We start from the raw sequence: 12,567 nt of genomic DNA, 5'->3' as shown, positions 1-12,567 counted from the left end.
GGGCTACAAAACTCGCAAAATATCGTGAGGCGCGGACGGCATTGTCTATTCCACCAGCTCCGGCCACGGCACGATGGTCGACTTCACCGTCTTCATTGCCATCGCGTCCTTCACCGCCTGTGCGACGCCCGCTTCGGTGAACGGATAGATCGTCTGCATCTTCGCCCAAGGATATTTGTCACGCGTGCGGTAGAGCATGTCGACGCCGAGCGGCAGATCGTTGCCGGTGAAGCCCCAGGATCCCAGCACGTTGAGATCCTTGGTGCAGATGCGGTGCCAGGAGGTGTCGATCGAGCCGGCGTCGGTGAACTGGCCCATCTCGACATAGGTGCCGCCATCGCGCAGCATCTCGATGCCCTCGGGGCCGGCCGAGGGATGGCCCGAGCAATCCATCACGAGATCGGCGCCGAAGCCGCCGACGATTTTCCGCACGCGGTCGATGCGATCCTGCGGTAACTTCAGCTCCTCGATGTTCACCGTCGCCTCCGCGCCGAATTCGCGCGCCAGCTTGAGCCGCGGCTCCTCCGGCGCGCCGACGCAGACGACGCGCCCTGCCCCCATCTCCCTCGCGGCGGCGACCGCGAGAATGCCGATCGGGCCGGAGCCCTGGATCACCACGGTGTCGCCCCAGCTGAAGCCGCCGGCGCGGGTCGCGCGATTGAAGGCGCGGATGCAGGACGTCAGCGGCTCGGACAGCGCCCCCAGCCGCAGCGACATGTCATCGGGCAGCTTGTAGATCTTGGTGCCCGGCAGCATGTCGAGATCGACATAGACATACTCGGCCCATCCGCCCCACAGGTGCGGCGCCTTGTCGAACCCGAGATAGCGGCCGTAGTAGACCGGCGTCAGGCATTTGTTCGCGGTCTCAGGATAATGGATGCAGTAGTAGCAGCGTCCGCACGGCATCAGCGGCGGGATCATCACCTTCGAGCCGACCGTCAGCGGCTTGCTCATGAAATCCTCGGTGAACTCGTCGCCGCATTCGACGATGACGCCGCCGAGCTCGTGACCAAGCGTGAACGGCCAGGGCAGCGGCTTCGGCCAATGACCTTTCAGAATATGCAGATCAGTACCGCAGACCCCGCAGGCGCCGACCTTGATCAGCGCGGCTTTGCGGCCGATCTTCGGCCATGGCACGGTGCGGATGACGGGCTCCGAGCCCGGCCCTGCGTGGGTGCAGACGCGGATTTGCTCCATGAGTGTGTCCTCGCTGCCCGTCTGTTATGATTGGTGGTGCGGGCTGAGGCGAAGCGTATGTGAGATACGCGGTCGTGCCAAGCGGACAGCCTCGTAGCCCGCATGGAGCAACGCGGAATGCGGGGACAGCGCCCCCGGATTACGCTGTCGCTCCATCCGAGCTACAAGGATCACGTCGAAGCTACGTGACTATCAGCCGGCTCTCCCGCAAATCGCTGCAAACCTGCAGTTCGGCAAGAAATTTGCAGCGAAGCGCGCAGTGTCGCACCGAGTTCATTTCGGGGACCCCATGACTGATAGCATACGCGCTCTGTTCGATCGTTGGGAGCAGGTTTGGCACGAGGGCCGATTTGACCTGATCCCGGACTGCGTGGGATCGCAATACATCCGTCACGATGAGAGAGGCGACCGGACCGTCGGCCGGGACGAGTATGCTGTGGAATTGCAGAGCGTGCATCGGGACCGGCCCGGAATCCGCGTCGTGGTGTATGATCATTCCTTCGCGATCGACCGCGCGTGGTTCCGATTTGCATTCGTATGGCCCGATCCCGCGACCGGCCAGAAGCGCAGCCGCGCCGGAATGCAGAGCTATCGTATCGAGGGCGGCAAGCTGGCCGAAACCTGGATCACGATGCTTGGTCTTGGCACCGCATGGGCCGACGAGCCCCAGGACAGCTGGACCCGCCGCAAGACGTGAGGAACGCGCAGGTTCGGGACGCTGCTTGTGTGCCCTTCGCGGCCAGGGCGTCATCGGGACTGCCACAGTCGCCCGGTCTCGGCCTGCCATAACCTGTGCCATGGGCCTGCCCGCCCTTGCTGTGGCATTTCGAGCGCATTGTTTCCGTTCGTTGCCGACATCTCCAATCCTAACGCGGCATTAACCCTATGCACCTTAGGGTCGTGCCGGACTCCGCCCGGGCGGGGGGTCGGGTGTTGAAAATGGCGTTGGCGAACAAAAAATTTCTTCCGGCCGCCGAGGAGCGCAGGCGCTTCCAGCGGGTGAAGGTGCACCTGCTCGGCCGCTACATGCTGCCGGACCGCCGGGAATTCCCCTGCCAGGTGATCAACATGTCGCCGGGCGGCCTCGCTTTGCTCGCCCCCGGCATCGGCAATGTCGGCGACCGCGTGGTCGCCTATCTCGACCATATCGGCCGCGTCGAGGGCAAGATCACCCGTATCATCGACAACGGCTTCGCCATGACGATCGGGGCGACGCCGAGGAAACGCGACAAGCTCGCGGCCCAGCTGACCTGGCTCGCCAATCGCGACATCCTCAATCTGCCGGAGGACCGCCGCCACGACCGTATCGTGCCGCGCAACCCGATCGCGGTGCTGACGCTCGAGGATGGCACCAAGATGACCTGCCGCATCATCGACCTCTCGCTGTCGGGCGCCGCGATCGCCGCCGAGAACCGCCCGCCGCTGAAATCGACCGTTCTGCTCGGCCGGGTCCAGGGCCGCGTGGTCCGAAACCTCGAGGACGGCTTCGCGCTGGAGTTCGTCCACGCGCAGCCGATCGAGACACTCGAAGAGAGCGTTACCGCGCGGTAAAGCGCAAGGGCGCGAAAACCTCGATATTTCGAGGCTCGAAGGCGGCCTCCGCGATGCGGACGCCGCCTTTTTCATGTCCCGCGGCGAGCCGCCCGCGGTTAACGCGTGGGTTGCAGCTGCGCGCAAACAACGCTTCTGCCAGCGTTTCCGCGTTAATCGATAAAATTTGAATCAATTGCAGTCATATCGAATTTTATTCGAATTCGCTTCAAGTATAGATCGAATTCGCCGCGCCTTTTACTTGTATTCGTCTCGACTTGACTTGGCTGACTTAGCGGCAACTCAAAAGCTCCGTGCGAAATGTGGTCCCAACAAGAAACGGGGGCCGCAATGTTTGAGTTCAGGGGACAGGGGAAGAGGCTGGCGCTGTTCGCCATGCTCTTCGGGATCAGCGCGGCAGCGCAGGCCGGCGAAGGCCGTCTGCTCTACGCGAGCCTCGGCGACACCACGCGTGCGCCGATCGGCTGGGTCGAGTTCTGCGCGGACAATGCTGCCCAGTGCCAGGGCGCACCGATGCAGCCGCGCGACATCGTGATGTCGCAGGCCGCATGGCGCGACCTCGTCAAGGTCAATCGCTGGGTCAACGAGACCGTCAAGCCTTTGACCGACCAGGAGCACTGGGGCGTGATCGAGAAGTGGTCGCTGCCGTCGGACGGCTACGGCGACTGTGAAGACTACGTGCTGTTGAAGCGCAAGATGCTGATGGATGCCGGCTGGCCGCGCCAGGCCCTGCTCATCACCGTGGTGCGCGACAAGAAGGGCGAAGGCCACGCGGTGCTGACGGTGAAGACCGACAAGGGTGAGTTCGTTCTCGACAATCAGAACGAGAACGTCGTCGCCTGGACGGAGACCGGCTACCGCTTCGTCAAGCGCCAGTCGCAGAGCGATCCCAGCGTCTGGGTCTCGCTGGGCGATACCAAGCCGGCGGTCTCCACCGCCAGCGCGAAAGATCAGTAGGAACGAGACGACGAGTTACGCGACCCGGTCACATCCCCACCCCTCCCCGTCCCAGACCGGTTCGCGCGCGGCCAGCCATCCCCCAATGGCTGGCCGCAACTTTTTTGGGGATGTCCGCCTCACTCTGCGCGGAAAAGCCATTGAAGGTCACCGCATTCAATAGGAACCTTCATCGTGCTCGCGCTTGAACAGGCATGAAAAATCCATCACCCGGAATGCGCAGGGCGCTGCGCCAGGCTCAATTGTACGGGCACCTGCTCGTCCGCAATGACAGGCTGTATTACCCGGGAGGCAATCATCCGATCTGCTCGATACAGCTTGCACGAGAGATGGTCAGGTCAGGATGGATGACCAAGCAGGACGGCGAATACGAGATCACGCCTGACGGGCAGCTTGCCGCCGAAAGCGAACTCGATCGCTGATGCGGCCCCGCTGGCCCGGCCGCAACGCCTCGCAGTACCGGTCAGGCGCCGAGCACATCCGCAAGCCGCAGCTCGTCGGCGGCGGGATCCTTCAGGAATAGCTCCGCCTCGATCTCGTTCAGGTGCGACAGCATCAAGGCCCCCGCGCGCGCCTTGTCGCGCTTGCGGATCGCCTCGACGATTCCCGCGTGATGATCGGTGCCGCAGGCCGGCGTGTCGTGGCGGCGGTAGAGCAGGATGATGAGGGAGGAGCGCGCGATCAGCTCCTTGAGGAAGCCGAGATAGATGCTGTGGCCGCTCATCTCGGCGACGAGACGATGAAACTCGCCGGAGAGCCGCACAGAGGCGCGCGCATCGCCGCGCAATTCCGCTTCGCGCTCCTCGGCAAGATGCTGGCCGAGGCGATCGAGCCAGGCCGGTGAGACCGCGTCGATCGCGTGGTCCACGATGGTGGGCTCGATCAGGCGCCGCGCCTCGAACACTTCGCGGGCATCGGCGGGCGTCGGGCGCGCGACGAAGGCGCCGCGGTTCTTCTCGATGTTGACGATGCCCTCATGCGCGAGCTGCTGCAGCGCGGTGCGCACCAGCGTACGGCTCGCGCCGTAGATCTCGCCGATCTCGTCCTCGCCGAGCTTCGTGCCCGGCAGCAGGCGATGCTCGAGGATCGCGGCGGTCACGCCCTCCCGGATACGGCTGACGCGATCGCTCGCATCGGGCGCATCGGATTTTTGGCGGGTCTTGGCGGCCATGGGTGTGAGGGCTCGATCGACGGACGTTCGGCCTCGAATGTTAGTCGACGAGCTGTATCCAATCACAGGCGAAACTTTATACAATCTGCGCCCGCTTTGTGTGCAGATGACTGCGCGGGTGGCGGCCGGCCAAACTCGACCGGAATTGACCTAACGATCTGACTCAGCTGCACAGTTTTGGAAATTCGGCCGGCCAGCCGCTGTTGGCACGGACCTTGCGGAGAGACGCGGGACGCATCGCCCCTCCTCGGACACGCCATGGCCATTCCCGCCGCTCTCGAACTGGTCGCCGTCACCAAGCGCTACGACACCACGCTGGCGGTCGACGCCGTCAATCTGAAGATCCCGGCCGGCACCTATTGCTGCCTGCTCGGCCCCTCCGGATGCGGCAAGACCTCGACCTTGCGGATGATCGCGGGCCACGAGGCGGTCAGCGAGGGCGACATCGTCCTCGGCGCGCAGAACGTCACCGACCTGCCGCCGGCCGAGCGCGGCACGGCGATGATGTTCCAGTCCTATGCGCTGTTTCCGCACCTCTCCGTGCTCGACAATGTGGCCTTCGCCTTGAAGATGCGCGGCATCGACAAGCCGACGCGGCACAAGCGCGCCGGCGAATTGCTCGAGCTGGTCGCGATGAGCCAATATGCAGGCCGTCTCCCGGCCCAGCTCTCCGGCGGCCAGCAGCAGCGCGTCGCGCTCGCCCGCGCGCTGATCACCGAGCCGCAGATCCTCCTGCTCGACGAGCCGCTCTCGGCACTCGATCCGTTCCTGCGCGTCAAGATGCGCGGCGAGCTGAAGCGGCTGCAGCGCGAGCTCGGCATCAGCTTCATCCAGGTCACCCACGGCCAGGAAGAGGCGATGGCGCTCGCCGACCACATCGTGGTGATGAACCACGGCCGGATCGAGCAGCAGGGCACGGCGCGCGAGATCTTCCACCATCCCCGCACCGAATTCGTGGCGCGCTTCATCGGCGGCCACAACGTGCTCAGCGACGCCGGCAAGCTCATCGCCGTACGCGCCGATCAGCTCGGCATCGTGCCGTTCGCCGACGGCGCGTTCGGCGCGCCGGCGCTGCTGACCCAGACCGAGTACCAGGGCTCCTACATCGCCGTCTCGCTCACGCTCGACGACGGCACCGCCCTGTTCTCCCATGTTCCCGAAGCCGCCTTCGACGTCCACCCGTTCCGTCCGGGCGATCGCGTGCTGGCGACCTGGGATCCCGCCAAGGCGCAACGCCTGCAATAGCGCCGATCGATCACCTGGAATGCGCAACAGAGGAGTGACTGACATGAGCGAGACCACCAGGACGACCGGCGTCAGCCGCCGCACGCTACTCAAGGGCACCGCGGGTCTCGCGGGCCTCGCCGCCGGCTCCGGCGCGATCACCGGCTTTCCCTACGTGAAGTCGGCCGATGCGAAGGTGCTGCGCTATCTCGGCACCGCCGTGAACGAGGGCGACGACATCTCCAAGCAGTGCCTGAAGGATACCGGCATCAAGATCGAATACATCACCGCGACCACCGACGACGTCACCAAGCGCGTGATGACCCAGCCGAACTCCTTCGACGTGCTGGACACCGAATATTTCTCGCTGAAGAAGCTGGTACCGTCCGGCAACATCCTTGCGCTCGACGCCAAGAAGATCAAAGAGTTCGACAACATCACGCCCGTCTTCACCAAGGGCGAGACGCCCGGCGGCAAGAAGATCGGCGGCCAGGGCACCGCACCCTGGAAGGTGCTCTATCTCGAAGGCAAGGACTCCAAGAAGTTCGCGACGTCGGCGACCGAATTCGTCACGCTGATCCCGACCGTCTACAACGCCGACACGCTCGGCATCCGCCCCGACCTGATCAAGCGTCCGATCAGCACCTGGGCCGAGCTGCTCAATCCCGAGTTCAAGGGCAAGGCCTCGATCCTCAACATCCCCTCGATCGGCATCATGGACGCTGCGATGGTCGTGGAGGCCTCCGGCAAGTACAAATATGCCGACAAGGGCAACATGACCAAGGAAGAGATCGATCTCACCATGAAGGTGATGACCGAGGCCAAGAAGGCCGGCCAGTTCCGCGCCTTCTGGAAGGACTTCAACGAGAGCGTCAACCTGATGGCGTCGGGCGAGACCGTGATCCAGTCGATGTGGTCGCCGGCGGTGACGAAGGTGCGCTCGATGGGCATTCCCTGCACGTTCCAGCCGCTGAAGGAAGGCTACCGCTCCTGGGCCTCGGGCTTCTGCGTCTCCAAGGGTGTGTCGGGTGCCAAGCTCGAATGGGCCTATGAGTTCGTGAACTGGTTCCTGTCCGGCTATGCCGGCGCCTATCTCAACCGCCAGGGCTATTACTCCGCCGTGCTCGCCACCGCGAAGGCGCACATGGAGCCCTACGAGTGGGCCTACTGGATGGAAGGCAAGCCGGCCGAGAAGGACATCAAGGCTCCCGACGGCTCGCTGCTCGAGAAGGCCGGCGCGGTGCGCGACGGCGGCTCCTACGAGGACCGCATGGGCGGCGTCGCGTGCTGGAACGCGGTGATGGACGAGAACGACTACATGGTCCGCAAGTGGAACGAGTTCATCGCAGCGTGACGTGATGGACACCTCCGAGGACATCCTGCATCAAGCATCCCCGGACCTCGTCCGGGGATCGGAGACGGCGCGCCGCAAAAGGGCGGCGCGCCTGTCGCCGTCCTTCGTCTCCTGGCTCCAGGCCGGGCCGATGATGCTGGTGTTCCTCGCCTTCTTCCTCATTCCGCTCGTCTTCGTCGTCATCGTCTCGTTCTGGGACTACAACGAATATCAGCTGCTGCCGGCTCTCTCCGGCCGCGGCTACACCGACACGTTCGAGGGCTGCATCGCGCAGCTTCCCGAACTCTGCACGATCGCCAAGACCTACCTGAAGACGCTGAAGCTGTGCTTCATGGTCTGGGCCATCACGCTCTTCATCGGCTTCTGGGTCGCCTATTTCCTCGCCTTCCACGTCAAGTCCAAGACCTGGCAGATGGGTTTGTCGCTGCTCTGCACGATCCCGTTCTGGACCTCCAACGTGATCCGCATGATCGCCTGGATCCCATTGCTCGGGCGCAACGGCCTCGTGAACTCCGGCCTGATGAAGACGGGGCTGATCAATCATCCCGTGGAATGGATGCTGTTCTCGGAATTCTCCGTGGTGCTGGCGCTGGTCCACCTCTTCACCTTCTTCATGGTGGTGCCGATCTTCAACTCGATGATCCGCATCGACAAGTCGCTGATCGAGGCGGCCTATGATGCCGGCGCCACCGGCTTCCAGACCCTCGTCAACGTCATCATCCCGCTCGCCAAGCCCGGCATCGTGATCGGCTCGATCTTCGTCATCACCATCGTGATGGGCGACTTCATCACCATCGGCGTGATGGGCGGCCAGCAGATCGCGGCCGCCGGCAAGATCATCGAGACGCGGGTCAACGCGTTGCAATTCCCGGCCGCAGCGGCGAACGCCGTGATCCTGCTCGCGATCACCTTCCTGATCATCACCATGATGTCGCGTATCGTCGACATCAAGAAGGAGCTCTAGCGCATGAAGGAAGGACGTCCGCGCTCTTTCTACGTGCTCGCGATCTTCTTCGCGGCCTATGTGCTGTTCCTCTACGGCCCGATGATCGCGATCTACGTGCTGTCGTTCCAGGGGCCGCAGGGCGGCCTCACCTTCCCGATGAACGGCGTGTCGACCTTCTGGATCGCAAAACTGTTCCAGGGCACCGGCATCGTCGATCTCGGCGCGGCCTTCCGCCGTTCGCTGCTGCTCGGCGTGATCGTGATGATCGTCACCGTCGTGCTGTCGGTCGCCGCCGGCATGGCCTTCCGCCGAAAATTCAAAGCACAGAGCATCCTGTTCTACTCGGCAATCGCGAGCCTGATCGTGCCCTCGATCATCACCTCGCTCGGCATCTCGCTCGAATTCCGCATTATCGACGATCTGATCAAGGCGCATTGGAGCGAGAATTTCGAGACCTCGATGGGCCTGCTCACCTCCGGGCTCGGCGCACACCTGACCTGGACGCTGCCCTTCGGGCTTTTGATCATGTTCGCGATCTTCAACCGTTTCGACCCGCGCCTCGAGGAAGCCGCGCGCGATCTCGGTGCAACGCCGTGGCAAACCTTCCGTCACGTCGTGCTGCCGATCATCCTGCCCTCGGTGATCGGTATCGGCCTGTTCGGCTTCACGCTGTCCTGGGACGAGCTGGCGCGCTCCAGCCAGGCGATCGGCGCGGTCAATACGTTGCCGCTCGATCTCCAGGGCCTCACCACCACCGTGACCAACCCCGATATCTATGCGCTCGGCACCGTGATCTCGGCGGTCTCGTTCACGGTGATCACGCTTGCACTCGGCGCCATCCACGTGCTCAACAAGCGGCAGGTGGCCAAGGGCTCGGACGCCGGCAAAGGGCTTGTCTGATTTGATGCGGCTTCACGTCGTCAATCCCAACACCACGGCGTCGATGACGGCGAAGATCGCCGCTGCGGCGCGCAGCGTCGCCCTGCCGGACACATTGATCGACGCCCGCCAGCCCGCGATGGGTCCGGTCTCCATCGAGGGATTTTACGACGAAGCCTTCGCCGTCCCCGGCATGCTCGGCTGCATCCGCGAGGCCGATCGCAATGGCGCGGATGCGCACATCATCGCCTGCTTCGACGACACCGGCCTCGATGCCGCGCGCGCCGCCGCCAAGGCGCCGGTGATCGGCATCGGCGAGGCCGGCTTCCACATGGCGAGCCTGATCGCCGCGCGCTTCGCCGTGGTGACGACGCTCGGCGTCTCCATCGTGCCGATCGAGCATAACTTGCGGAAATACGGACTCGCCGAGCGCTGCGCCCGCGTCCGCGCCGCCGAAGTGCCGGTGCTCGCACTCGAGGAGCGCAATGCCGATGCGCTCGGCAAAATCTCGGCGGAGATCACCGCCGCGATCCGCGACGACCGCGCGGAAGCCATCGTGCTCGGCTGCGCCGGCATGGCCGATCTCGCCAGCGAGCTCGCCGAAACGCACGGCTTGCCTGTCATCGACGGCGTCACTGCTGCGGTGACGCTGGCGGAATCACTGGTGCGGCTGGGGCTGAAGACGTCGCGGCTCGGCCCCTACGCGGCACCGCGTGCGAAGAGCTATTCAGGGCCGTTTTCGCAGTTTCAGCCTTGATCCGGCTCCTTACGGGGGCTCTCGGAACCCGCAAGGCCCGCTGATCACTGGTTTTTTGGCTCTCAGCCTCTTTTTGGTCCCATTCCTTGCCGAAACGTAACGTTTTCGGGACGCCCCGGTGACCCCTCTGGGTTGCCGGTCTTCGCCACTCACCAAGTTTCTATTTGGGTTTTGTCAGCGATGATCGATCTCGCCCAGGACACACCGCCCAACCCCCTCCTTCGCCTGGGCGCCCAGCCCATCGCGCTGACCGCTGCAGCTCTCTTGCTCCTGATCGCGGGAGTGACTTCAATCGCGATCTGGCGTGCCTATACCGGAGCCGCCCCCGAGACCGACCGGGTGGTGGCATCGCGGCAGCTCCAGGCCCGCACCGCCCAGGCGTCCGAGCAGCTGGTCGAGAAGACCAAGGGGCTCGAGGCAACCCAGCAGGAATCGATCGACCAGCTTCAGGTGATGCAGGACCAGCTCCAGACGATGAAGCGGCTGATGGCGGCGCAACAAGCCGACACCAAGCGCCTGTCCGAGCAGGTCGCAACCCTGAACGAGTCCATCGACGGCCTGCGGCAGTCCTTTGCCAGTGCAAGGGCGACCGAGGTCGAAACGCCGTCGGTTACCCGCAGGAAACCGGCGCGGCACCGCGTCCAGGCCAGCGCACGCAAGCGCTCGCGCGGCTGAGCTGATGACGGCGCGACGGGAACTTTATTTGCGTCACTTGTGAACTGGATCACATTCGCCCGTATGATTCCGCGCGATGCTCGCCGTCACCGGATGGCGTGAGCCGATTTCAATATCCGGGGCTGGCAAGGTCGTTGGCGGTATACTGCGTCAACGGCCTTGTTTTTTGACAGGCATTCCGCCTCACTCGCAGACGTCCTCACTCGCAGACGTCGACCCGGCGGTACCGCCATCCCGACGGCGTCATCACGCGCTTGCGGACGACGTAGCAGCCGCCGTACCCCCCATCGTCGTAGCCGGTACCATAATAGTAGGGATCGCCGTAGTAGGGGTACCCGTAGCCGTAATAGCCGCCGTAGTAGCCGGCACCGACGAGACCCGCGCCGATTGCGACGCCTGGCCAGAAGCCGCCGCCATGCCAATGCCGGTGTCCCCAGCCGCCCCCGCCATGGAAACCGCCACCATGGAAACCACCACCATGGAAGCCTCCACCGTGTCCGAAACCGCCACGCGCCTCGGCCACTTGTGGCGCCGACAGCCCGACCGCCGTCACAGCCAGCGCCGTCATGATCATCTTGCGTAACATCACTCGATCCTCCGCGTGGACACGCTCCACGCTTCAAAGCAAGGACCAAGCTAACGTCAGTTGGAAACTCGGGACAGCCACACTGTCTCACTTCCGCGCGAGCGTCAGCAGCCGCGGCAGATGCTCTTCATCTTCCGGTCGAGCTGCCGGTTCTCGGTGTTAACGGTGGCATCAGCCTCCGCACCTATGCCGGTGCCGGTGGTGACTCCGGATCCCGGGCCGGATGATTGAGCCGTACCGAGGCTGTTGGTCCCGGGCGGCGGAACGGGCGAGTTGCGAACACTTCCGGTCGATCCCGCCGAACCTCCGGTCGATCCAACCGAGCTTCCGCTCGAACCGGCAGAGCCGCCGGTCGCTTGCGCAAACGAGACGGCCGGCATCGCCGCGAGTGTGAGGATCATGATCGTGGTCTTGATTGACGCGGTTGCGGACGATCTGGCCATCGGAAATCCTCCTTTGCCGGTCAACGGCCGCCATCAAGAGCTGTTCCGGAACAAATGCCGTCACATCAGCTTGAAAGCTGAGGGAGGCAAATCACGATGACCGATCGCGATCCCGTTGCAGAGGGCGAACGCGCCGCGCGCGACAACAGTCCAGCCGAGGCCAATCCTTACCTCAACGGCAGCGACGAACATGCACTCTGGGCCGCCGGTCACGAGAAGGTGGCAGGCGCGATCGAAGCGCGCAAATCCCGGGGACGCTGATCAGCCGATCCGCCTCAAGCCTTTCTTGAAGCGCGGGCCGTTGGCGACGTAGAACTTCGCCGCACTCCCCATCCGCTGCACCTGGGTGTCGTCGAGCGTGCGGATCACGCGCGCCGGTGAGCCGATGATCAGAGAACGTTCTGGAAATTCCTTGCCCTCGGTGATGACGGAGCCGGCGCCGACGATGCTGTTGCGGCCGATCTTCGCGCCGTTCATCACGATCGAGCCCATGCCGATCAGCGCGCCCTCCTCGATGGTGCAGCCGTGCAGGATGACGTTGTGGCCGACGGTGCAGTTCCTGCCAATGACAAGCGGAAAGCCGAGATCGGTGTGGCAGGTCGAGCCGTCCTGCACGTTGGCGCCCTCGCCGATCTCGATCCACTCATTGTCGCCGCGCAGCACCGCGCCGAACCAGACGCTCGCGCCCGGCTTCAGGCGCACGCGGCCGATCACGGTGGCGGTCTCGGCGATGAAATAATTGCCGTCGGCGGGAAGGTCGGGCGCCTGCCCGTCGAGCTCGTAGATGGCCATGGAGGTCTCCTGTCGCGTTGACCCCTGGCATAGCC

At 64.1% G+C, this 12,567-nt stretch carries 16 protein-coding genes; 11 read left to right on the top strand and 5 right to left on the bottom strand.

The annotated features are described in order from the left end of the window. Nucleotides 1–45: 45 nt before the first annotated feature. Nucleotides 46–1,197, bottom strand: coding sequence for a zinc-binding dehydrogenase (locus tag JQ566_RS09965; RefSeq protein ID WP_212372046.1), 1,152 nt, complete (start codon nt 1,195–1,197; stop codon nt 46–48). Nucleotides 1,198–1,486: 289 nt separating this feature from the next. Between JQ566_RS09965 and JQ566_RS09960 the strand changes: the two genes are divergently transcribed. The 4 genes from JQ566_RS09960 (at nt 1,487) to JQ566_RS09945 (ending at nt 4,127) form a co-directional block, all read left to right on the top strand. Next, nucleotides 1,487–1,894 (top strand): ester cyclase, encoded by a 408-nt coding sequence (locus tag JQ566_RS09960; protein WP_212372045.1) that lies wholly within the window; start codon nt 1,487–1,489, stop codon nt 1,892–1,894. A 242-nt stretch (nt 1,895–2,136) separates the two neighbouring features. Then, nucleotides 2,137–2,748, top strand: coding sequence for a PilZ domain-containing protein (locus tag JQ566_RS09955; protein ID WP_008140941.1), 612 nt, complete (start codon nt 2,137–2,139; stop codon nt 2,746–2,748). Nucleotides 2,749–3,078: 330 nt separating this feature from the next. Beyond that, a complete protein-coding gene (locus JQ566_RS09950; RefSeq protein WP_212372044.1) occupies nt 3,079–3,705 on the top strand; it encodes a transglutaminase-like cysteine peptidase in 627 nt (208 codons plus the stop codon). A 194-nt stretch (nt 3,706–3,899) separates the two neighbouring features. Further along, complete coding sequence (locus tag JQ566_RS09945) at nt 3,900–4,127, top strand: hypothetical protein (RefSeq protein ID WP_212372043.1); 228 nt, start codon at nt 3,900–3,902, stop codon at nt 4,125–4,127. Between the two features lie 41 nt (nt 4,128–4,168). On the opposite strand, the gene JQ566_RS09940 is transcribed toward JQ566_RS09945, so the two are convergent. Beyond that, entirely contained in the window at nt 4,169–4,876 is a 708-nt protein-coding gene (locus JQ566_RS09940) for a GntR family transcriptional regulator (protein ID WP_212372042.1), read from the bottom strand. A 258-nt stretch (nt 4,877–5,134) separates the two neighbouring features. On the opposite strand from JQ566_RS09940, the gene JQ566_RS09935 reads away from it, so the two are divergent. The 6 genes from JQ566_RS09935 to JQ566_RS09910 all read left to right on the top strand — a co-directional run bounded on the left by JQ566_RS09935 (nt 5,135) and on the right by JQ566_RS09910 (nt 10,711). Beyond that, nucleotides 5,135–6,121 carry an ABC transporter ATP-binding protein gene (locus JQ566_RS09935; RefSeq protein ID WP_212372041.1) on the top strand — a complete coding sequence of 329 codons (987 nt, stop codon included), beginning with the start codon at nt 5,135–5,137 and terminating at the stop codon, nt 6,119–6,121. Nucleotides 6,122–6,164: 43 nt separating this feature from the next. Beyond that, the gene (locus JQ566_RS09930) at nt 6,165–7,454 is read left to right on the top strand and encodes an ABC transporter substrate-binding protein (protein WP_212372040.1); all 1,290 of its coding nucleotides are present in this window, start codon (nt 6,165–6,167) and stop codon (nt 7,452–7,454) included. A 4-nt stretch (nt 7,455–7,458) separates the two neighbouring features. Further along, a complete protein-coding gene (locus JQ566_RS09925) occupies nt 7,459–8,418 on the top strand; it encodes an ABC transporter permease (protein ID WP_212372143.1) in 960 nt (319 codons plus the stop codon). Nucleotides 8,419–8,421: 3 nt separating this feature from the next. After that, entirely contained in the window at nt 8,422–9,300 is an 879-nt protein-coding gene (locus tag JQ566_RS09920; RefSeq protein ID WP_212372039.1) for an ABC transporter permease, read from the top strand. 4 nt (nt 9,301–9,304) lie between these two features. Beyond that, nucleotides 9,305–10,036: an aspartate/glutamate racemase family protein gene (locus tag JQ566_RS09915; protein WP_212372142.1), complete on the top strand. Its 732-nt coding sequence runs from the start codon at nt 9,305–9,307 to the stop codon at nt 10,034–10,036. 180 nt (nt 10,037–10,216) lie between these two features. Continuing rightward, entirely contained in the window at nt 10,217–10,711 is a 495-nt protein-coding gene (locus tag JQ566_RS09910) for a hypothetical protein (protein WP_212372038.1), read from the top strand. Between the two features lie 199 nt (nt 10,712–10,910). Here JQ566_RS09910 and JQ566_RS09905 read toward each other — a convergent pair whose 3' ends face one another. Next, nucleotides 10,911–11,297, bottom strand: coding sequence for a hypothetical protein (locus tag JQ566_RS09905; RefSeq protein WP_212372037.1), 387 nt, complete (start codon nt 11,295–11,297; stop codon nt 10,911–10,913). A gap of 104 nt (nt 11,298–11,401) precedes the next feature. Next, nucleotides 11,402–11,740: a hypothetical protein gene (locus JQ566_RS09900; protein ID WP_212372036.1), complete on the bottom strand. Its 339-nt coding sequence runs from the start codon at nt 11,738–11,740 to the stop codon at nt 11,402–11,404. Between the two features lie 96 nt (nt 11,741–11,836). Between JQ566_RS09900 and JQ566_RS09895 the strand changes: the two genes are divergently transcribed. Next, a complete protein-coding gene (locus JQ566_RS09895) occupies nt 11,837–12,001 on the top strand; it encodes a hypothetical protein (RefSeq protein WP_212372035.1) in 165 nt (54 codons plus the stop codon). On the opposite strand, the gene JQ566_RS09890 is transcribed toward JQ566_RS09895, so the two are convergent. Beyond that, nucleotides 12,002–12,532, bottom strand: coding sequence for a gamma carbonic anhydrase family protein (locus JQ566_RS09890; RefSeq protein WP_212372034.1), 531 nt, complete (start codon nt 12,530–12,532; stop codon nt 12,002–12,004). It lies immediately after the preceding gene. Nucleotides 12,533–12,567 lie beyond the last annotated feature (35 nt).

This window comes from Bradyrhizobium sp. SZCCT0231, assembly GCF_018130245.1.
Lineage (GTDB): Bacteria > Pseudomonadota > Alphaproteobacteria > Rhizobiales > Xanthobacteraceae > Bradyrhizobium > Bradyrhizobium japonicum_F.
Note: the sequence above shows the minus strand (reverse complement) of the source record. Positions and strands in the feature narration are given on the sequence as shown.